At 67.7% G+C, this 18,705-nt stretch carries 17 protein-coding genes; 3 read left to right on the top strand and 14 right to left on the bottom strand.

Annotation, left to right across the window (positions count from 1 at the left end; translation table 11 throughout):
- Positions 1 to 171: 171 nt before the first annotated feature.
- Both AC1DK9_RS02430 and AC1DK9_RS02425 read right to left on the bottom strand, forming a co-directional pair.
- Entirely contained in the window at positions 172 to 1,206 is a 1,035-nt protein-coding gene (locus AC1DK9_RS02430; protein WP_476862492.1) for an o-succinylbenzoate synthase, read from the bottom strand.
- 48 nt (positions 1,207 to 1,254) lie between these two features.
- Positions 1,255 to 2,631, bottom strand: coding sequence for a glycoside hydrolase family 32 protein (locus tag AC1DK9_RS02425; RefSeq protein ID WP_476914900.1), 1,377 nt, complete (start codon positions 2,629 to 2,631; stop codon positions 1,255 to 1,257).
- Positions 2,632 to 2,786: 155 nt separating this feature from the next.
- Between AC1DK9_RS02425 and AC1DK9_RS02420 the strand changes: the two genes are divergently transcribed.
- Positions 2,787 to 3,779: a phosphatase PAP2 family protein gene (locus AC1DK9_RS02420; protein WP_476914899.1), complete on the top strand. Its 993-nt coding sequence runs from the start codon at positions 2,787 to 2,789 to the stop codon at positions 3,777 to 3,779.
- Here AC1DK9_RS02420 and AC1DK9_RS02415 read toward each other — a convergent pair.
- From AC1DK9_RS02415 to hisD, 8 genes are all read right to left on the bottom strand, one after another.
- Positions 3,773 to 4,987, bottom strand: a complete 1,215-nt coding sequence (locus AC1DK9_RS02415) for an MFS transporter (RefSeq protein ID WP_476862495.1) — start codon at positions 4,985 to 4,987, stop codon at positions 3,773 to 3,775. The genes AC1DK9_RS02420 and AC1DK9_RS02415 overlap by 7 nt on opposite strands.
- A 58-nt stretch (positions 4,988 to 5,045) precedes the next feature.
- A complete protein-coding gene (locus AC1DK9_RS02410) occupies positions 5,046 to 5,780 on the bottom strand; it encodes a GAF and ANTAR domain-containing protein (protein ID WP_476862496.1) in 735 nt (244 codons plus the stop codon).
- 16 nt (positions 5,781 to 5,796) lie between these two features.
- Complete coding sequence (locus AC1DK9_RS02405; protein WP_476914898.1) at positions 5,797 to 7,209, bottom strand: MinD/ParA family ATP-binding protein; 1,413 nt, start codon at positions 7,207 to 7,209, stop codon at positions 5,797 to 5,799.
- A gap of 192 nt (positions 7,210 to 7,401) precedes the next feature.
- The gene (locus AC1DK9_RS02400) at positions 7,402 to 8,217 is read right to left on the bottom strand and encodes an MBL fold metallo-hydrolase (protein ID WP_476914897.1); all 816 of its coding nucleotides are present in this window, start codon (positions 8,215 to 8,217) and stop codon (positions 7,402 to 7,404) included.
- A gap of 135 nt (positions 8,218 to 8,352) precedes the next feature.
- On the bottom strand, positions 8,353 to 9,189 hold the full coding sequence (locus tag AC1DK9_RS02395; RefSeq protein WP_476862499.1) for an amino acid ABC transporter ATP-binding protein: 837 nt from the start codon (positions 9,187 to 9,189) through the stop codon (positions 8,353 to 8,355).
- A complete protein-coding gene (locus AC1DK9_RS02390; RefSeq protein WP_476862500.1) occupies positions 9,182 to 9,835 on the bottom strand; it encodes an amino acid ABC transporter permease in 654 nt (217 codons plus the stop codon). The genes AC1DK9_RS02395 and AC1DK9_RS02390 overlap by 8 nt, the downstream gene beginning before the upstream one ends.
- An 88-nt stretch (positions 9,836 to 9,923) precedes the next feature.
- Positions 9,924 to 10,739, bottom strand: a complete 816-nt coding sequence (locus AC1DK9_RS02385) for an ABC transporter substrate-binding protein (RefSeq protein WP_476862501.1) — start codon at positions 10,737 to 10,739, stop codon at positions 9,924 to 9,926.
- A 29-nt stretch (positions 10,740 to 10,768) separates the two neighbouring features.
- Positions 10,769 to 12,088, bottom strand: a complete 1,320-nt coding sequence (gene hisD / locus AC1DK9_RS02380) for a histidinol dehydrogenase (RefSeq protein ID WP_476914896.1) — start codon at positions 12,086 to 12,088, stop codon at positions 10,769 to 10,771.
- A gap of 170 nt (positions 12,089 to 12,258) precedes the next feature.
- Here hisD and AC1DK9_RS02375 point away from each other — a divergent pair, with 170 nt between their 5' ends.
- Complete coding sequence (locus AC1DK9_RS02375) at positions 12,259 to 13,182, top strand: LysR family transcriptional regulator (RefSeq protein WP_476862503.1); 924 nt, start codon at positions 12,259 to 12,261, stop codon at positions 13,180 to 13,182.
- 13 nt (positions 13,183 to 13,195) lie between these two features.
- Here the strand turns inward: AC1DK9_RS02375 and AC1DK9_RS02370 are convergent, their stop codons facing one another.
- Genes AC1DK9_RS02370 through pdhA form a run of 3 tightly spaced genes read right to left on the bottom strand, consistent with a single transcriptional unit; the run spans position 13,196 to position 17,132 of the window.
- Positions 13,196 to 14,761 carry a dihydrolipoamide acetyltransferase family protein gene (locus AC1DK9_RS02370; protein ID WP_476914895.1) on the bottom strand — a complete coding sequence of 522 codons (1,566 nt, stop codon included), beginning with the start codon at positions 14,759 to 14,761 and terminating at the stop codon, positions 13,196 to 13,198.
- A gap of 2 nt (positions 14,762 to 14,763) precedes the next feature.
- Positions 14,764 to 15,876 (bottom strand): alpha-ketoacid dehydrogenase subunit beta, encoded by a 1,113-nt coding sequence (locus tag AC1DK9_RS02365; protein WP_476914894.1) that lies wholly within the window; start codon positions 15,874 to 15,876, stop codon positions 14,764 to 14,766.
- Positions 15,873 to 17,132 (bottom strand): pyruvate dehydrogenase (acetyl-transferring) E1 component subunit alpha, encoded by a 1,260-nt coding sequence (pdhA, locus tag AC1DK9_RS02360; protein ID WP_476914893.1) that lies wholly within the window; start codon positions 17,130 to 17,132, stop codon positions 15,873 to 15,875. Before pdhA ends, AC1DK9_RS02365 begins: the two co-directional genes overlap by 4 nt.
- A 159-nt stretch (positions 17,133 to 17,291) precedes the next feature.
- On the opposite strand from pdhA, the gene AC1DK9_RS02355 reads away from it, so the two are divergent.
- Complete coding sequence (locus tag AC1DK9_RS02355; RefSeq protein WP_476914892.1) at positions 17,292 to 17,753, top strand: Lrp/AsnC family transcriptional regulator; 462 nt, start codon at positions 17,292 to 17,294, stop codon at positions 17,751 to 17,753.
- Positions 17,754 to 17,767: 14 nt separating this feature from the next.
- Here AC1DK9_RS02355 and galU read toward each other — a convergent pair whose 3' ends face one another.
- Entirely contained in the window at positions 17,768 to 18,658 is an 891-nt protein-coding gene (galU, locus tag AC1DK9_RS02350) for a UTP--glucose-1-phosphate uridylyltransferase GalU (RefSeq protein ID WP_476862508.1), read from the bottom strand.
- Between the last annotated feature and the right edge of the window lie 47 nt (positions 18,659 to 18,705).

Raw genomic sequence — 18,705 nt, 5'->3', positions numbered from 1 at the left:
GAGGGATGCGTCCCCGTCACCCTGCCAGCGGCGGACAACGCGGAGCGGTCCCCCAGATGAAAATCGGGTGAACGCTCTCAATTCCCGCCGAACCACTTGCCGCTCAACCATTCCCGCTGAAACCCGGATCCGTTGCTCCGCAAACGCCGTTTTCAGCGTTCAAAAGGGCCGTTACGGAGCAGTCGACGCTGCCAGGACGGCGTACACACGCCGGAGCCGGTCCAGCCACCAGTCCCTGCGCTCCGGGGGCGCGGCATATTCCGCTAGCAGGTCCGGATCCACCGCGACGTCGCGCAGCCGGATGGCGCCGTCGTCGGGAACGAGCGCGTCACGGGTGACATCGGCGGCGAGCAGCGACACCGTCCCGAGCCCGCATGCGTAGGGCAGCTCGGGCAGGGCGGCGGCGAGCGCCAGCCCGGCGCGGATCCCCACGGAGGTGTCCAGCGCGGAGCTGACGACGGCGGGCAGCCCGGCCCGGGCCACGATGTCGAGGGCGCGCCGCACTCCCCCGAGTGGCGCGACCTTCACCACAACCAGGTCCGCGGCGCCGGCACGCGCCACCTTGAGCGGGTCCTCTTCCTTGCGCACGCTCTCGTCCGCGGCGATCAGCACCGGAACGCCGGCGGCCCGGAGCCGGCGGCGTACCTCCGCCAGACCGGCGATATCCGGCACCGGCTGTTCGGCGTATTCCAGTCCGACGGCGGCCAGCCGCGTCAGGGCTTCGACGGCCGCCGGCACATCCCAGCCGCCGTTCGCGTCGACCCGGATCGCGGCGTCCGGCAGTGCGGCGCGGACCGCGGCCACCCGGGCGGCGTCGTCGTCGAGCGTCTGTCCGGGCTCGGCCACCTTGACCTTGACGGCGTCCACCCGGCCGAAGCGGGCCAGGATCTCCGGTACCCGGCCCGGGCCAACCGCGGGAACGGTGGCGTTGACCGGGATGCTTTCCCTCAGGGGGTCCGGGAAGCCGTGCCAGCCGGCTTCTAGGGCGGCATGGAGCCAGCGGGAGGCCTCGGCGTCGCCGTACTCGGGGAACGGGCAGAACTCCCCCCACCCGAGCGGGCCGCGCAGCAGCAGGGCCTCGCGCTGCGTGATGCCGCGGAATTTCACCCGCATGGGCAGGCTCACCAGCCGGGCAAGATCCAGGAGCTCTTCGACGCCGCCGGGATTCAGGCCGGAAGCGGCGGGGAGATCGGGAGAGGTGGGCATGGCTGTACTCTACCCGCGGCACTCTACCCGCGGCCCGACGGCAGCTTGCTACGTGGCCCGGGGCTGCTCCAGGTCCCAGACGTCCGCGGACGCTCCATGCGGCAGCTCGAGCCGCCATTCCTCGCCCAGCGCGGGATAGGCACGCACCGTGGCCGGAACGGAACCGTGGCGGTAGACCTCCACGATCGAACCGTCCACGAAGATCCGCAGCTCGTCCCCGCCGGCCACAGTGTCCGAGAATATCGTCCGGGTTCCGGCCTCCGAGGCCAGAAGAAGACGGATCCGGCCCTCCCCGCCCGTGACCACTGCCTCGGCCTGCGCGGACAGGTGCACGGTCCCCCCGGCGCCGCTGGCGCGTTGCCGCCCGCGGTAGCCGCGCAGCTCCGGTGCCGGTTCGACGGCGAGGATTCCGCCGTGCACGGCAAGTTGCCGCGGAAAGGTCAGCACCCCGGCCCAGCCCGCGGCGTCCGTGGCCGCCTCGTCGCGGCCGGCGCTGCCGTCCCGGTCCGGAACCTCGTTTGCCCAGCCCCAGAGCAAGGCTCGGTCCGGCAGGGACAGGATCTGAGGGGCGTAGAAGTCCGGGCCCAGGTCGGCTTTGCCGCCTGCCTCCGGGGTGAACACGGGCAGGCCGGTGGTGGCGTCCTCGGCAAGCGAGCCCAGTAGGTAGCCCACGCCGTTGGGGTGGTGGTGATAGTCGGACGAGAGCCAGAGGGAGGCCATCAGCAGCCACGTCTCTGCCCCGGAGGAGTCCGGCACCCGGACCAGTTGCGGGCACTCCCAGATTTCTGCCGGCAGGTGCCTGGCCGCCAGGGCATCCTCGCTCGTGAACCAAATGCCCTCGTAGCGCCAGTGGCTCAGCTGGTCCGCGCGGTAGAGCAGCACGGCCGCGTGCCCCGATGCCAGCCCCGCCCCCTGGAGGGCATACCGCTGTCCGCGGAAGGTGAAGAGGTACGGGTCGCGGACGGCGGTGACGCTGGGGTCCGCAGGCACCGGCGCCGCCACCAGCCCTTCCTGCTGCCACTCGGTCAGCCCGCGGGATCCCGTCGCCAACACCACTTGGGACTGTCCGTCCGGGGCGGAGACGCCGGAGTAGGCAGCGGTGGGGACACCGCCGTCGACCGTGACGACGCCGCTCCAGCAGCCCAGCGCATCCGGTCCCCCGGGCTGGGGCCGCAGCGCCACGGAATGCAGTTCCCAGTGGAGCAGGTCCGGGGAGCTCATATGCCCCCAGCAGATCCGGTGGTGCCGCGCCGACTCGGGGTTGTACTGGAAGAACACGTGGAAGTGCCCGTCGAAGTAGCACAGTCCGTTCGGGTCGTTGATCCAGCCACGCGCCGGCCTCGGATGGAAAAGGGGAAAGGCGGGATCAGGGTGCCCCGCCGCCGCGTCCGCTCCGGGCTCTGCGCGGGCCTCCTGGTTGTCCATGGGATGACTCTTGTACCGTTCGCGTTCCGGGTCAATCCTCCCCGTCCCGGCGCCGCGGGGGACCGCGGGAGGGCGGTCCGGCAGGGCGCGCGCACACCCCCTCAGGCGGCTCGCAGCGTTCTGGCTCGCAGCGTTCTATGGGAACCTGTTACACGATGAATTTTCGACCGACCAGCAGCAACGACTCCACGGCAGCGGACGGCCCCTGGCCGGACCGCGCCTCGGAGCGCGCCCTGGACCGCGCTTCGGGGCGCCCGGCGCGCTCCCCTGAACCCAGCGTTCCGGGCCACGCCACAGGGCTGCTCTTCCTGCTCGGCACCCTTGGCTGCGTGGCCGCCCTCGCTGCCACGTACTACTTCTTCGTCCGCACCACCACCGGCCAGTTCATCGACGAGTCCGCCTTGGTCGAGGCAGTGGAGATCCATGGCGCGGCCGGCCGGGCGAGCAACAAGCTCCTGGACTGGCTGCCTGCGCTCTGCGTGCTGATCGGGTCCGTGGTGGTCCTCTTCGTGACCGTCGCCCGGCGCCGCTGGGCGGCCGCGGGAATCTCCGTCGCAGCGGCCGCGGGCGCCAACGTCGCCACCCAGATCTTGAAGGACCTCGTCCCGGTGCGGCCGTTCCGCGGGATCGAAACCCTGGACTTCAATTCACTCCCCTCCGGACACACCACCCTGGCGGCCTCGGCCGCCGCCGCGGTCTTCCTGATGGTCTCGCCGCGTTGGCGGCCGCTGGCCGGGTTCCTGGGCGGCAGCTTCGCCGTCGCCACCGGCGTCTCCACGCTCATCAACCAGTGGCACCGGCCAGCGGACGTGGTGGCCGCGTTCCTGATGGTCGGGGCGTTCACCCTGCCGGCGGGCTGGCTGATCATGCGCAGGGGACCCAGGTGGAACGTATGGGACGGCTACAACGCCCACTGGGCCTCAGCCCGGTTCTGGGTCGCCATCCCGGTACTGGCAGGGCTCGCTTCCGCCGCCGTGGCCACGTACTCGCTGCTGAAGATCGCCCCCGGGCCGGGCCAGGAAGGCAGCACTACCAACTACTTCTGGGCCGGCACCTCGCTGATCGTCATCACCGGCTACCTCGCCACCGTCGCCGGCGTGTGGCTTTTCGGCCACGCCGCAGGACGGCGGGCCCCAGCCCCTCAGTAGTTGCGCCGGTGCTTGAGCCGCGGAATGGTGATGGCGAAGACGGCGGCAGCGGCAAACCCGAGCACGCCCGTGGCGCCCACCCCCGCACCCAGCGACGCCGCGGCAGTGACGCCGGAGAGCAGCACCGGGCCGCCGGTGGCGCCGGCGTCGGCCATGAACCGCCAAATGCCGAGGAACTGTCCGCGGCCGTTGTCCGGCGAGAAGTCGGCTCCAAGGGTCATGTTCAACCCGGAGCTGATGCCGTTGCCGAACCCGATCAGGAGCGCGGCGAGCAGCAGGCCCGCGAACCCTGTGCTGAGCGGGATCAGCAACATGGCCGTGCCCATGATCAGCGTGGACGGCACGGCAACCCATTGGCGGCCTTTGCGGTCCATGAGCTTTCCGGCGGGGTAGAAGACGAGCATGTCTATGGCACCGGAGATGCCGTAGATCAGTGAGGCCTGGGTGGCGTCCATGCCCAGGTGTTCGGCCCACAGCGGGATCACTACCTGGCGGGACGCGCGCAGCGCGCTGAGCAACAGCACCCCGATGCCCACGCTCAGGAACACCCCGGCGTGCGAGGCCGCGACGCTGCGCAGCGTCGGTTGCGGGGCCCGGGGGCCGTCCGTTGGGGCCGCCGCCACGACGAGGTCCGGGATGGTGACGGACAAGCCGGCCGCCGCGGCCATGGCCACCACTCCGGCCCAGTAGGCCGCGGTGATGCCGCCGAACTGCATCACGGCGGCGCCGATGAAGGGCCCAATGAAGATGCCGATCCGGTTAACGCCGCCCAGGGTGGAGAGTGCCCGGGCACGCAGGATGACGGGGACAGCCTCAGTCAGGTACTTCTGCCGTGCCAGGCTGAACACGCTGGCGGCCATGCCGACCACCACCATGGCCGCTGCCAGCAGCCAGATACCGTCCGGCAGCAGCGGGGAAAGGGCGGCGGCGGCGAGGGCGACGGCGCTCGCGGCTGCCGCCCCGACAATCGCCCAGCGCTCGCCGAACTTCAGGGTGATCAGGGAGGCCGGCAGGTTGAAGAACCAGGAGCCGAGCCCGATCAGGGTGACGATCAGGGCCGCGACGGCCACCGAGGCGCCGAGGTCGCGGGCGGACAGTGCCACCACGGGAAGTATCGCGCCTTCGCCGATGCTGAACAGCAGTGCCGGTCCGAAGGCGGGGACGGCGATGCTGCGGAGGCTGAAGTCGGCAGGGCGTGTCGTTGTCATCACCTTCATCCTAGGCCCGGTGGTGCCACCGCTCCTGAAGGTTCACGCCCTCCGGGGTTCAGCCGTCGAAGTGGGTGTGGATTTCGTCGCCCGTGACGTTTTTCAGCACGTCCGCTGCGACGTCGCGCAGTTTCTGGTTCCGGTTGCTGGAAACCCGCGTGAGGATGGCCATGGCCTCCTCCTGCGAGCAGCGGTTCTGCGCCATCACGACGCCGCAGGCCAGGTCGATCGAAGTGCGGTGCTCCATGGCTGCCTGCAGGTCCTCGGCCCGCGTCTGGGCCGTGCCGATCCGTACGGCCAGGCGCAGCGCGCGGCCGGCCAGGTCCGCGAATCCCGAGGCCTCGGCGACGATTGCCGCGGTGAAGACGCCGGTCGAGGAGGCGAAGAAGTTCAGCGCGGCCGAGGAGTCCTCACCGATTTCCAGGGGTACGCCGAGGGTGCTGCGGCAACCGTGCGCGGCGAGCTGCAGCTGGTATTCGGGCCAGCGCGGGTCCGTGTCGACATTGGCCAAGAGCACGATCCCCCGGGTCCGCAGCGCCTCGATGCAGGGCCCCTCCCCCAGGCTCTGCTCGATCCGGTCAAGGATGACGGCGTTGTTGCTGCTGCCGGCCACGGTCATGTTTTTCTTCCGGCGCCGGAGCGTCACGCCGCACTCGATGTCTGCGCCAACGGACTGGCTCAGGGTGGAGGCGGAAAATTCCGCGAGGCGGTCAAGGAAGTCTTCGACGCTGTCGGTACCCACAATGAGGTCCTGCAGCTGGATGGCGGCGTCGTTCCCGGCGTACTTGCTCATGGCCTAAATGTAGCGGCTAAACGTACCCGTCGACGATTGCGGCGGCAATCTCCCGGTACGCCCGGCGGGTCTCGGGCCGGAGCGAGTCGAGCGTGACGAGGTCGCCGTCGGCCACGCCGCGGTCATGCGGGACGGCGATCAGCTGCCGGCAGATGCCGGAGAGGTGGTCCTCGATGGCATCCTTGTCCACGCGGGAGGAGACTTCGTCCTTGTCCGTGATGACCACGACGGCGTTCCGTGCGAGGTCCTCGTAGCCGTGGCTGGCGAGCCAGTGCAGCGTGCTGCGGGCGCGCTTGGCGCCGCTGACGGCGTAGCCTGCCGCGATGATCAAGTTGTCCGTGGACTGCAGGATCCCGCTCATCGCGTTGTGCGTAACGCCGGTGCCGCAGTCGGTGAGGGCCACGGAATAGTAGCCGGAGATGAGCTTGCGGATCCGCAGGTATTCCTCCGCGGTGAGCGAATCGGACACCTCCGGGTCCTGTTCGCCGGCGATCAGGTGCAGGCGGCCGGCGTGGTGCATGTAGCGGGCCAGCGCGGTGAGCGAATCGATGGATTCGACGTTGCGGAGCAGGTCGCTGATGGTCCGCGGGGCCTGCTGCTGGTAGATCCCCTCACCGAGGGCGCGCTCGACGAGGTCACCCGAGTCCGGGTTGGCATCGATGGCGCACGGCGGGTCGCCGCGGTATTCGGCCAAGGTCAGCCCGACGCCGACCGTGGTGGACGTCTTGCCGATGCCGCCCTTGAGGCTCAGCACCGCCGTGTTGTAGCTGCCCTGGAGCTGGCGGGAAATCCGGCGTGCCAGTTCGTCCTCTTCACGTTGCCGGGCGCTCGGGCCCAAATTCAGGCTGCCGCCCGTCAGTTTGTAGAGGGCGCCGCGCACCCCGCCGACCGGGCGGGGCTTCTGTTCCCGGACAAAGAGGCCCGGGGAGCTGATGAAGTCCGGAACCGGCCCGTTGGCCAGTGCGGCCGCACGGCTGGCCGAGCGGGTGGCACGGGTGGGCTGTGGCGGCACGGAGCCGGCTGCCGCGGGGGCCTCGGGGGCTTCGGGCCCTGCCGGCTCCTCCGGGGTTACCGGTTCCTCCGGCGCTGCCGGCTCCTCGGGCACTGCCGACGTCGGCGGGGCGGCGGGCGGCCGCGGCGCGGCCGGTACCTGGCTGATCACCGGGGTGGCCCCGGTAAGCGGGTTTCCAAAACGCTCATCTGCGGCTTCGGCGGCCTGCGCCCAGGAACTGCTGCGCAGCGGAGCCGTGCGGGAAGGGGCCCCTGAGGGCTCCGCGGGGATACTGCGGGGGTTGACGACCGGCATGGTTCCTGTCCGGACAGCGGAGGCCTCACCGTCGGCGCGACGCAGGTCGCGGCGACGGCGGAGTTCAGGCTGTCCTGAGTTTTCAGCAGTGGCAGCTGAGTTGTCTTCCACCGATTCGGGCATCTTTTGGTTTCTCCCCCAGGACTCACAGCGGAGCACGCTGCGGCGCTTGTTGTGACTACTTTCAAACAGCAAGTCTAGGCGCAGTCGCCAGTACCCTTAGCTCCTGCCCAAATCGGGGCCGGATTCGGGGCCCATTCGGGGCCCAATTGGCGGCGCAATTCGGGGCCCGTTCGCGGCACGTTCCGGGCCGCATCAGTGGTGGGCGCGGGTCTCCTGCAGGCGCCGGATGAACCACCGGGACTGTTCCGGACCGTACGGCAGGATCGGCACGGCCTTGGTGGCGTCGTTCGGCGTCTCCCGGGTGGCCTGGGTGGCCTGCCGCACGGCCGTGCTCATGGTGTTGGCCATGGTTTTGACGAACTGGTCACTGCACGGTTCGCCGTGGCCCGGGATCAGGAACTCGTAGCGGTGCCGCAACGCGGACAGGTGCCGCAGGGCATCGGCCCATTCCTCCGGGAAGGAATCCTCGAACGACGGGTGGGCGCCCTGCTCCACCAGATCACCGGCGAACAGTGTGGTGCCGGTGCCGACCAGCAGGTCGCCGTCGGTGTGCCCGCGGCCCAGGTAGAACAGCGTTGCCGTCTGGCCGCCCAAATCCACCAGCACCGGCTGGTCCTTGACGATCGCGTTGGGCACCACCAGTTCCACCGACTGGCCCTCGCCGGCCGCCATTTCCGGTTCCGCCGCCGCCACGAAGTGCCGCTGGGCGTCCCCGTTCTCCTCGATGTCCGCCGCGCAGTTTTCGTGCCCCCAGAACTCGGTCACGCCGTCTTCGGCGAACACGGCGTTGCCAAAGAAGTGGTCGTAGTGCGCATGCGTGTTGACCACCACCAGCGGCAGCTGCGTCTTTTCCCGGACGGCATCCAGGATCTCGCGGCCCTGCCGCGGCCCGCCGCCGGTGTCGATCACCATGGCGCGTTCGGCGCCCACAACCAGTCCGGTGTTGAGCAGGGATCCTTGCGTGGTCAGTACGTAGTTGTCCTGACCGACCTCGAGCCATCGTGACATGAAATCTCCGTATTCCGACGCTGCGCCGGCATGGTTGGTGCGATGTTCTGGCCTCGATTCTACCCGCGGGGTACCCGGAATTCCCGGCAGCGGCACCGGCGCCGCCTCCCGCCGCTGCTCCCCAACGCCCGGCGCCTACGCCGGCAGGATGCCCGAGCGGCTCAGCAGCGCCCGGGTTTTCGGATGCTGCGGGGCCGTGAAGATCCGGCTGGGCGGCCCCTCTTCCACGATGATGCCCTGGTCCATGACGACGATCCGGTCGGCTATGTCCCGCGCGAACTGCATCTCATGGGTGACGATCACCATGGTGGTCCCCTGCTGGGCGATTTTCTTGATCACCGACAGCACCTCGCCCACCAGCTCCGGATCCAACGCGGACGTGGGCTCATCGAAGAGCATGACACTCGGTTGCATGGCCAGGGCACGGGCAATCGCCACCCGCTGCTTCTGGCCGCCGGAAAGCTTGCTGGGGTAGTTGTCCATCTTGTCCCCCAGGCCCACCATTTCGAGGTTGGGGACGGCAATCTCCCTGGCCTCCGCCGCAGGCAGTTTCTTGACGTCACGCAGCGGCGCCATGACATTGCCCAGCGCGGTCTTGTTCAGGAAGAGGTTGAAGTGCTGGAACACGAAGCCGATGTCGGTCCGCTTCCGGGCCGTGACGGACGCCTTCTCGGCGATCAGTTCGCCGTTGCGCTCCTCGTAGCCGATCAGGTGGCCGTTGACGTAGATGCGGCCGGCGTCGATGGTCTCCAGCTTGTTGATGCAGCGCAGCAGAGTACTCTTGCCGGACCCGCTGGAGCCCAGGATGGCGATCGTTTCGCCCCGGTGGACCACAAGGTCCACGCCCTTGAGCACTTCCACCCGCTTCTGCACATGGGCCTTGCCGGTGAGCCGTTTCCACCAGGCCTGCTTTGAGGTCGAGACAAAGGTCTTGTATACGTCCCGGACGTCGATAATGGTCTCTTCAGCCATTGGCCCGTGCCTTTCGTTCAAGCACCACCACGACGCGCGAGAGTGGAAGGCTGATTATCAGATAGAGAATGGCCGCTGCCGTGTAGATGGCCGTGGTCTGGAATGTCTGGCTGTTGAGGATGTTGGCGGTCTTCAGGATCTCCGTCACGGCGATCACCGACGTCAAGGCGGTGTCCTTGATCATGGCAATGAAGTAGTTGCCGATCGGCCCCATGGAAACCACGAAGGATTGCGGTATGACCACTTTCCATAGGGTCTTGTTGGGCGTGTACCCGAGGGACAGCGCGGCTTCGGTCTGGCCGTGCTCCACGGAAAGGATCGCCGAGCGGAAAACCTCCGACAGATAGGCCGCGTAGTTGAGGCCCAGGCCCAGGATGCCGGCCGGTACCGGGTCGATGCTCACGCCGATGCTGGGAAGCACGAAGAAGATGTAAACCAGCTGTACCAGCAGCGGGGTACCGCGGAGCACCTCAAGGTAGACGGTGGCTATGCCGCGGAGGATCTTGATCGTGGAGATGCGCGCCAAGGCGATCAGGAGTCCCAGCACGAGAGCCAGCGCCATGGCGCCCAGCGCCAGTTGTACGACGACGGGTACCGCCTGCAGGAGCGCCGGGAACACGGCCATGGTGTTGGTAACGAAGTCCACTGGGAATCCCTAGCTTAGGGTCGGGCAGTGGCCGGCGTGCGCCGCGATGATGATGCGGCCGCCCGCCGGCCCTGCATGAGTCTGGAACTTATTTGACGGCGTTGGCTTCGGTCAGCCCGTACTTCTTGAGGATCTCCTGGTACTTGGGGGTCTTCTTCAGGTCCGCCAGCCCGGAGTTCAGGTCCTGGAGCAGTTGCGAATCGTCCTTGCGGACGCCCGCGCCGATGATCCCGGGATAGAACGGCTTGTACGGCGAGACAAGCTTCAGCTTGGGGTTCGGTTTCTGCACCAGGCTGTAGCCGATCACCGCACTGTCCGTGAAGACCGCGTCAACTTGCTTGTTCTCCACCGCAGCAAGCAGGGCCGCCTGCGAGTCGAAGAGCTTGACCTGGCTGCCGCCGAGGCTGTCAACGAGGTCCTTGAACACTGTGCCGGTCTGGGCGCCAAGGATCTTGCCCTTCACGTCATCGCGCGAGGCCAGCGTCGAATCCGCCGGAACCACCATTGCTTCACCCTCGGTGTACCAGGGGTCGGTGAAGTTGATCTGCTTCTTCCGCTCGTCCGTGATGTACATGGCGTCGACGATGACGTCGGCTTTCTTGGCGTTGAGCGCCGCGATCAGGGTCGCGTACTCGGAGGTGAAGACCTTGATCTTCCAGCCTTTGGCCTGGGCGATGGCGTTGATCATCTCGCCGTCGATGCCTTTGAGCTCTCCGGAGGCCTGGTCGGTGAAGGAGAACGGGGCGTCGTTGGACGTTGCGATCGTGATGGTTTTCTCGCCGCCGCCGCTGGCCCCGGACCCTGACCCGCCGCCGGACGAGCCACAGGCTGTCATGGCCAGGGCCACTGCGACGCCCATGGGCACCAATGCAGCAAAGCGCTTGCGGAGGATTTTTCTATTCATCATGAGGTGCCTTTGCTAGAGATGGATTTCTACCGGTTGAAGCGGTCCAGCCGCAGTGTGGCGGTTGCCTTATGGGCTGCCATTCCTTCGGTGTCGGAGATCGTGGTGACGTAGTTGGCCAGTCGCGGGGTTGCACTCTTTTCGATGCGCTGGAACGTGAGGGGTTTGAGGAACCGGGACACGGAGAGCCCCGCGGATGATCGCGCGCCGCCTCCGGTCGGGAGCACATGGTTCGTGCCGGATGAGCCCTTGTCGGAGTAGGCCACCGTTGACCACTGGCCCAGGAAAATGGAGCCGTAGTTCTGCAGGTTTTCGTGGTAGTAGGCATCGTCCGAGGTCTGTATTTCCAGGTGTTCCGGTGCCAGCAGGTCCATGATCCGCACTGCCGTTTCCCGGTCCTCGGCCACGTAGACGGTGCCGTAGTCCCGCCAGGCCGGCCCAGCAATCTCCCGGGTGGCCAGGGTCCGCAGCTGCTTGTTGATCTGCCGGATGACCTCCTCTCCGAGCGAGCGGGAGGTCGTTACGAGGGATGCCGGGGACTGCGGGCCGTGTTCGGCCTGGCCAAGGAGGTCCGCGGCGACGAGTTCGGCGTCGGCAGATTCGTCTGCGATGACGGCGACCTCGGACGGACCGGCCAGCAGATCGATCCCGACGCGTCCGAACAGCTGCCGCTTGGCCTCGGTCACGTAGGCGTTTCCTGCGCCGACCAGGATGTCGGCCGGCTGCTCCCCCAGCAGTCCGAAGGCCATGGCAGCCATGGCCTGGACGCCGCCGAGGGCAAACGCCCTGTCCACCCCGGCCAAATAGGCGGAGTACAGCACCGCGGGGTTTCCGCGGCCTTCGGCTGTGGGCGGCGTGCAGGCCAGGACGTTCTGGACGCCGGCGGCTTTGGCCACTCCCACCGTCATAAAGGCGCTGGCGAGTATCGGAAACCGGCCCGACGGAAGGTAGGCACCCACGCGCGCCACCGGGACGTATTTTTGTCCGGTGAAGACTCCTGGGATGAGCTCGATTTCAAAATCGGAGAGGTGCTCTCGTTGCTCCACCGCGAACAACCTGGTTCGCTCGGCACTGGCCATCAGGGCCTCCCGCAGCTCCGCGGAGAGGGCCTCGCCGGTCTTCGCCAGCACCTTCTCGCCCATCTCCAGGCTCTCGCCCTGCCACCCGTCCAGCTCCCGGGCGTATTTGAGGGCCGCGTCCATGCCGTTGGCCTCAATGTCGCTCAGCATCGAGGAGACGGTCGCCACAACTTCGGGAAGCCGTTGCGCCGGCACGTCCTCGATGCCGGGGGCCTTGAGGGTGACAAAGTTTCCGGGAATGTGAGCCTTGTCACTGTCGGTGATGTGCATGGCTACAAGGTACTTACGCCCGGGCCATCGCACAACGGGACCCCGTCATGTGTCTTTCATAGGGTTGCCCTATGCTTTGACTAGCTGATTCCGCGCCAGCGGGCAGTGCATCCCATGCCTGAAGATCGTTCACAAACCCGCGGATTGCCTTCTGATAGTTAGGGTGAGCCATGACACTCGCGCAACTCCGGGCCTTCCTTGCGGCCTACGAACTCGGGTCTTTCACTGCCGCGGCACGAAAACTGGAAACAAGCCAGGCGTCCGTCTCCGAGCTCATCAGCAGGCTCGAACACGAACTCAACCACAGCCTCTTCACCCGGGGCGGCCGGCAACTCATTCCCACCACTGCCGCTGTTGAGCTGCAGGTGCACGCGCTGCAGTCCGTCACGTCCTTCGACAACGGCATGGAGGCGCTGAGGTCAATGTCGGCGCTGGAGGGTGGCGTCTGCACCTTCGGTGTGCTGCGCTATGGAGCCCACTACGACCTGGCCGATCTGGTGCAGCGCTTCCACCGCCGGTATCCCAAGGTGAAGGTGCGCCTGGTGGGGTTGAACTCCGTGTCGGTGGCCGAGTCCGTCGCGTCGGGCGAGGTTGAGGCCGGGCTCATTGTCCTGCCGGTTGCCGCGGCAGGGCTCCAGGTCAGGACACTGTTCCGGGACGAAGTCTTCTTCGTCTCGGCCACCCGGGACCCCTCACGCGGCCCCATGACCATCGAGGAACTGGCGGCGTCGAAGCTGGTGCTCTACGACGCGTTCGCCGGCTGGCGCGACCCTACCCGCCGGCAGATATTGGAGCGTGCCCACCTCAAGGGGCTGAAGATCGATCCGGCGATCGAGGTGGAGCATGTCGATACGGCCCTGGGACTGGTGGCTGCCGGCGCCGCGGACACTTTCGTTCCGCAGGCCATTGCCAGCGGCCCGGGATTTCCGAAAAACGTCCATGCCGTCCCGTTTGCGGAACCACTGTTCGACACGATCGCCCTGATCCAGCGGGAGGGCACTTTCCTGTCGCCGGCGACCCGCAAGATGGCCCAGATGGCCGCCCGCACCCTGCTGTCCCGGGTGGCGCCGGACATCCGGCCCGTCGTGCAGTAGCCCCGGCCGTCTCTTACAGATCGGCCAGCACGGACCCCGGGTTCTCGATCGCGTCGGCAACGTAGCGCAGGAATCCGCCGGCGGTTCCGCCGTCGCAGACGCGGTGGTCGAAGGTAAGCGTCAGCTCGGTGACCTTCCGCACGGCGAGCTCGCCGTTGACCACCCACGGCTTGTCGATGATGCGCCCGACGCCGAGAATCCCCACCTCGGGGTGGTTGATGATCGCCGCGGAGCCGTCCACGCCGAAGACGCCGTAGTTGTTCAGCGTGAAGGTTCCGCTGCCCAGTTCCGCAGGCGTCGCCTTGCCGTCGCGGACGACGGCGGTGAGCCGCCGGATCTCCGCGTCCAGTTCGCGGGCACTCAGTTTGTCCGCGTTCCGCACGGAGGGGACCATCAGGCCCCTGTCCGTCTGCGCCGCGAAGCCGAGGTTGACGCCGTCGAAGGCCACGATTTCCTGGCTGGCCCCGCCGGCGGCGTCCTCGGTGGTCACGATCCGGGTGTTCAGCTCCGGGAACTTCTTGAGCCCGGCGGTGACGAAGCGGGCAATGAATGCCAGCAGCCCCGGGGTGTGGTGCGGGTCGGTCTTCTTCAGCGCGGCACGCAGCTCCACCAGCGCCGTGGCGTCCACGTCCACCCAGACGGTGGCCTCGGGAATCTCCGAGCGGCTGCGGCTCATGTTCGCGGCCACGGCCTTTCGCACGCCCCGGACCGGGGTGCGCCCGGAGATGCCAAGCCCGGTCCGCGCGTCGGTGGCACCGCCAGTCTCGCCCGCCGGCACCGGCGCCTCATCAGGCTGCGCGGCAGGGCGCTCAACCGCCGGAGCAGGCTTGATCGCGGCCTCGACGTCGCGGCGCATGATCAGCCCGCTGGTGCCCGAGCCTTGGAGTTCCCCCAAATCAACCCCATGGTCCCGCGCCATCCGCCGCACCAGCGGAGAAATCACAGCCCCCAGCTTCCCCGGAACCCGGGTCCGCAGGAGCAAAAGGTCGTCAGCAGCCTTCTCAGCATCCGATACCTGCACTGACGACGCAACGGCACGCTTGGGAGCCCGAGTCCGCCGAGCAACCCCATGCCCGCCCGGCGTCCCGTACCCAATGAGCACGTTCCCAGACCCAGCCTTCTCTTCCTCGCGGTAAACCTCGGCAGCAACAGCAGCCGGCGATTCGGCCACAACGGAAGGCGAGTCAGCGACGGAACCAGCCGACGCAGGCAATGCCGCCCCGGGAGTGGCATCGGGCCTGTCGGAGCCGGACGGCATGCTGCTTGCAGCAATGCCGTCCGGCGAAGGGGCGGGGGCGGCATTGCCTGTGGCGGCGCCCCCGGCAACGGAAGCTCCAACCGGCATCACCGAAATCAGCGGCTTCCCGACGTCGAGCGTCTGGCCGGGCTCGCCGTGCAGCACGGCAACGGTGCCGGCGTACGGGGAGGGAACCTCGACCATGGACTTGGCCGTCTCCACCTCGGCGATCGGCTGATCCACGCGGATCTCGTCGCCCACGGCCACAAGCCAGTTGATGAGTTCGGCTTCGGTCAGGCCCTCGCCGAGGTCCGGCAGGAGGAATACTTTGGGTTCGCTCATGGTCAGTCTTCCCACTGGAGGTCGTCAACGGCGTCGAGGATGCGGTCCACGCCGGGCAGGTAGTAGTGCTCGAGTTTCGGCGCGGGGTAGGGCACGTCGAAGCCCGTGACGCGGCGAATCGGCGCGGCGAGGTGGTGGAAGCAGCGTTCCTGGACCCGGGCCACGATCTCGGAGGCGACTGAGGCGAAGCCGTGGGCCTCGGCAATCACAACGGCGCGGCCGGTCTTGCGGACGGAGGCGCAGACCGTCTCGTCGTCGAACGGCACGATCGAGCGGACGTCGATCACCTCGAGTGAGCGCCCTTCCTCGGCGGCGGCGGCCGCGGCGGCGAGCGCCGTCGGAACGGAGGGGCCGTAGGCGATCAGCGTGGCGTCGGTGCCGGGGCGGGCGACGGCGGCCCTGCCCTCGGAGGAGGTCCCGCGTTCGGTGTTCGCGGCATGCTCGGCGCGCAGTGCGTCCAGGTCCACCTGGTCCTTGGACCAGTACAGCTTCTTGGGCTCCATGAACATCACCGGATCATCCGAGTCGATGGCTTCGCGGAGCATCCGGTAGCCGTCGGCGACCGTGGCCGGCGTGAAGACCTTGAGGCCCGCGGTGTGGGCGTAGTAGGCCTCGGAGGAGTCGCAGTGGTGTTCCACTCCGCCGATCCCGCCGGCATAAGGGACGCGGATGACGATGGGCAACTTCACGGTGCCTTTGGTGCGGTTGTGCATCTTGGCCACGTGGCTGACGATCTGTTCGAACGCCGGGTAGGCGAAGGCGTCGAACTGCATCTCGATGACCGGGCGCATGCCGTTCATCGCCATGCCCACGGCCATGCCCACAATGCCGGACTCGGCCAGCGGGGTGTCGAAGCAGCGGCTTGTCCCGAAGGTCTTGGTGAGACCGTCGGTGATGCGGAAAACGCCACCGAGCATCCCGACGTCTTCGCCGAAGACCAGGACGGAGTCATCGGCGTGCATGGCGTCGGCCATGGCGGTGTTGAGCGCCTTGGCGAGGGTGATGTTCTGCGGACCTGATTTTTCGGCCTCAACCGCGGCCTTGGCGGCAGCCCGGGCCGTGGCAGCGCTGACGTTGCCGTTCGCCTCGGAGGAGGTGGTGATGGTGGGGCTCATCGTCCGGACTCCTCGGAAGTCGTGGCGGAGGCGGCGTCGCGGGCCAGTTCATCGGCGAGCATGGCGGACTGTTCCTTCAGCTGCGGGGTCGGGGTGGAGAAAACGTACTTGAAGAGATCCTGGGGATCCACCGGGACGTCCTCGCCCAGGCCCTCGCGCAGCTGCGCGGCCACGGCTTCGGCCTTGCCGGCGATCCGGGCGGCGCCGTCGTCGTCGAGCAGCCCGCGCTCGGTCAGGTAGGTCTTCATCCGGCTCAGCGGATCCTTGGCCACCCATTCGGCCACTTCGCTGTCCTGCCGGTAGCGGGTGGCGTCGTCGGCGTTGGTGTGCGCCTGCATCCGGTAAGTGTGCGCTTCCACCAGAAGCGGCCCGGAGCCCTCGCGGGCCAGCTTCACGGCCCGGCCCAGCACGGCGAGCAGCGCCACAATGTCGTTGCCGTCCACGCGTTCGCCGGCCATGCCGTAACCAACGGCCTTGTGCGCGAGCGACGGCGCAACCGACTGGTGTGCCAGCGGCACGGAAATGGCGTACTGGTTGTTCTGGACGAAGAAGACCACCGGGAGGTGGAACACGGCGGCGAAGTTCAGCGCCTCGTGGAAGTCCCCCTCGCTGGTCGCGCCGTCGCCGCACATGGCCAGCACCACGGTGTCCTCGCCGCGCAGTTTGGCTGCGTGGGCAACACCGACGGCGTGGAGCAGCTGGGTGGTGAGCGGCGTGCACTGAATGCCGACCTTGTGCTTGGCCGGGTCATAGCCGCCGTGCCAGTCACCGCGGAACAGCGTCATGGTCTGGACCGGGTCCACGCCACGGGCCATCACGGCCACGGAGTCGCGGTAGGTGGGGAAGATCCAGTCGCCGTCGGAGAGGCAGAGCGCCGCCGCAACCTGGCAGGCCTCCTGGCCGTGGCTGGAGGGGTAAACGGCCATCCGGCCCTGCCGGACCAGGGCGGAGTTTTGGTCGTTGACGCGGCGTCCGACGACGAGCTGCTCGTAGGCGGCCATCAGTTCAGCGTCCCCGGGGAGGCTGTATTCGTGGCCGGGCTGGGCGCCCTGCTCGGTGTCGGCGTTCACCGCGCCGTCGGGTCCGACGATCTGGATCGGGTGCCGGGCGGGCAGCATGTAGTCCTCGACCGTGATGCCGAACTTGCGCACAGCCTCGCTGGCGGCGTTTTCCGCCATGGTGGAGGCCGCCGGTCCGGGGGCCGGCTGTCGCGCGTCCACAGGCTGCTGCGCAGGGTGGTCTGCGGAGATCGTCATTGGTCCGTCCTTCTGTAGCCACTATTCCGTCCCAGTATGGCGCCGGGGGCTGTTTCGTATCCACCGCTGGGCCAAATCGTGGAGAAGTCCCGGAATTTGCCCTAATCTGGAAGACAGAATGTAAGTGTGAGCTGGATTACCGGCGGGGGTTGTGGACAAATGGCAGGGACAGAAGCGGATCAGGTGGTCCCGCTGGACGACGTGGACCGGGACATCATTGCGGAGCTGACTCGGGATGGGCGGATGTCCGTCACCCAGGTGGCCGAGAACGTCCACATTTCGCGCGCCCACGCATACACCCGGATTGCCCGGCTGACCGGCGAGGGTGTGCTCACCAAATTCACGGCGCTGGTAGATCCGATTAAGGCCGGGCTGAAATCCTCCGCGTATGTGACCCTGAAGGTCCGCCAGCATTCCTGGCGCGAACTGAGGGAGTTGCTTCGCGCGATTCCCGAGGTGCACCACATCGCGCTGGTAGGCGGGGACTTCGACGTCATCCTGCTGGTCCGCGCGGTGGACAACGTGGATCTGCGCCGCGTGATCTTCGACCAGCTGCAGTCCATGCCCGGGGTACTGGATACGCAGACGTTCCTGGTGTTCGAGGACCTGGATACGCGCTAGCTGCCGGAAGGGCGTTAGTTGATGAAGCCCTTGAGCCAGATTTTGAGTTCTTCGCCGAACTCCACGCGCTCGGAGGCCAGCGAAATGACGGCCTTGAGGTAGCTGAGTTTGTCTCCGGTGTCATAGCGCCGGCCCTGGAAGATGACGCCGTGGACGCCGCCACCCTCGGCGTCGGAGGCGGCGAGGGTCTGCAGCGCGTCGGTGAGCTGGATCTCGCCGCCACGGCCGGGGCCCGTCTCTTCGAGGACGTCGAAGACGGCCGGGTGCAGCACGTACCGGCCGATCACGGCCAGGTTCGACGGCGCGTCCCCGGGCGCGGGTTTCTCCACCAGACCGTTCACCTTGAAGTACTCCTCGCCGGCCACCGGCGTGACGGCGGCGCAGCCGTAGGAACTGATTTGGGAGGGGTCCACCTCGATCAGCGCCACCACCGAGCCGCCGGTCTTGGCCTGTACGTCGATCATGGCGCCCAGCAGTTCGTCGCGTTCGTCGATCAGGTCGTCTCCGAGGAGCACCGCGAAGGGCTCGTCGCCGACGTGCTGCCTGGCGCACAGCACCGCGTGCCCCAACCCTTGGGGGTCCCCCTGGCGGAGGTAGTGGATGGGGGCGATGCTGGAGGCGTGCTGCACCGCCTCCAGCCGTTCCAGGTCGCCTTTGAGCTCCAGCCTCCGCTCAAGGGCGGGCGCCCGGTCAAAGTGGTCCTCCAGGGCGCGTTTCTGCCGCCCGGTGATCATCAACAGGTCCGTGAGTCCGGCCCGGACCGCCTCTTCCACCACGTATTGGATGGCGGGCTGGTCCACGACAGGCAACATTTCCTTTGGCATCGCCTTCGTTGCCGGCAGGAAGCGGGTGCCCAAGCCCGCAGCGGGTATGACAGCCTTTGTTACGGATTTCCCCAAATTCATAACCGAACCTTACAAGCGGGTCCGGGAAATGAGAATGCTTCGGAGCA

This window comes from Arthrobacter sp. 01T414, from assembly GCF_056398965.1.
Note: the sequence above shows the minus strand (reverse complement) of the source record. Positions and strands in the feature narration are given on the sequence as shown.

Bases quoted from the DNA above. Each gene is read 5' to 3' on its own strand.
- AC1DK9_RS02430 (WP_476862492.1), bottom strand. From the start codon at position 1,206: ATGCCCACCTCTCCCGATCTCCCCGCCGCTTCCGGCCTGAATCCCGGC.
- AC1DK9_RS02425 (WP_476914900.1), bottom strand. From the start codon at position 2,631: ATGGACAACCAGGAGGCCCGCGCAGAGCCCGGAGCGGACGCGGCGGCG.
- AC1DK9_RS02420 (WP_476914899.1), top strand. From the start codon at position 2,787: ATGAATTTTCGACCGACCAGCAGCAACGACTCCACGGCAGCGGACGGC.
- AC1DK9_RS02415 (WP_476862495.1), bottom strand. From the start codon at position 4,987: ATGACAACGACACGCCCTGCCGACTTCAGCCTCCGCAGCATCGCCGTC.
- AC1DK9_RS02410 (WP_476862496.1), bottom strand. From the start codon at position 5,780: ATGAGCAAGTACGCCGGGAACGACGCCGCCATCCAGCTGCAGGACCTC.
- AC1DK9_RS02405 (WP_476914898.1), bottom strand. From the start codon at position 7,209: ATGCCCGAATCGGTGGAAGACAACTCAGCTGCCACTGCTGAAAACTCA.
- AC1DK9_RS02400 (WP_476914897.1), bottom strand. From the start codon at position 8,217: ATGTCACGATGGCTCGAGGTCGGTCAGGACAACTACGTACTGACCACG.
- AC1DK9_RS02395 (WP_476862499.1), bottom strand. From the start codon at position 9,189: ATGGCTGAAGAGACCATTATCGACGTCCGGGACGTATACAAGACCTTT.
- AC1DK9_RS02385 (WP_476862501.1), bottom strand. From the start codon at position 10,739: ATGAATAGAAAAATCCTCCGCAAGCGCTTTGCTGCATTGGTGCCCATG.
- hisD (WP_476914896.1), bottom strand. From the start codon at position 12,088: ATGCACATCACCGACAGTGACAAGGCTCACATTCCCGGAAACTTTGTC.
- AC1DK9_RS02375 (WP_476862503.1), top strand. From the start codon at position 12,259: ATGACACTCGCGCAACTCCGGGCCTTCCTTGCGGCCTACGAACTCGGG.
- AC1DK9_RS02370 (WP_476914895.1), bottom strand. From the start codon at position 14,761: ATGAGCGAACCCAAAGTATTCCTCCTGCCGGACCTCGGCGAGGGCCTG.
- AC1DK9_RS02365 (WP_476914894.1), bottom strand. From the start codon at position 15,876: ATGAGCCCCACCATCACCACCTCCTCCGAGGCGAACGGCAACGTCAGC.
- pdhA (WP_476914893.1), bottom strand. From the start codon at position 17,132: ATGACGATCTCCGCAGACCACCCTGCGCAGCAGCCTGTGGACGCGCGA.
- AC1DK9_RS02355 (WP_476914892.1), top strand. From the start codon at position 17,292: ATGGCAGGGACAGAAGCGGATCAGGTGGTCCCGCTGGACGACGTGGAC.
- galU (WP_476862508.1), bottom strand. From the start codon at position 18,658: ATGAATTTGGGGAAATCCGTAACAAAGGCTGTCATACCCGCTGCGGGC.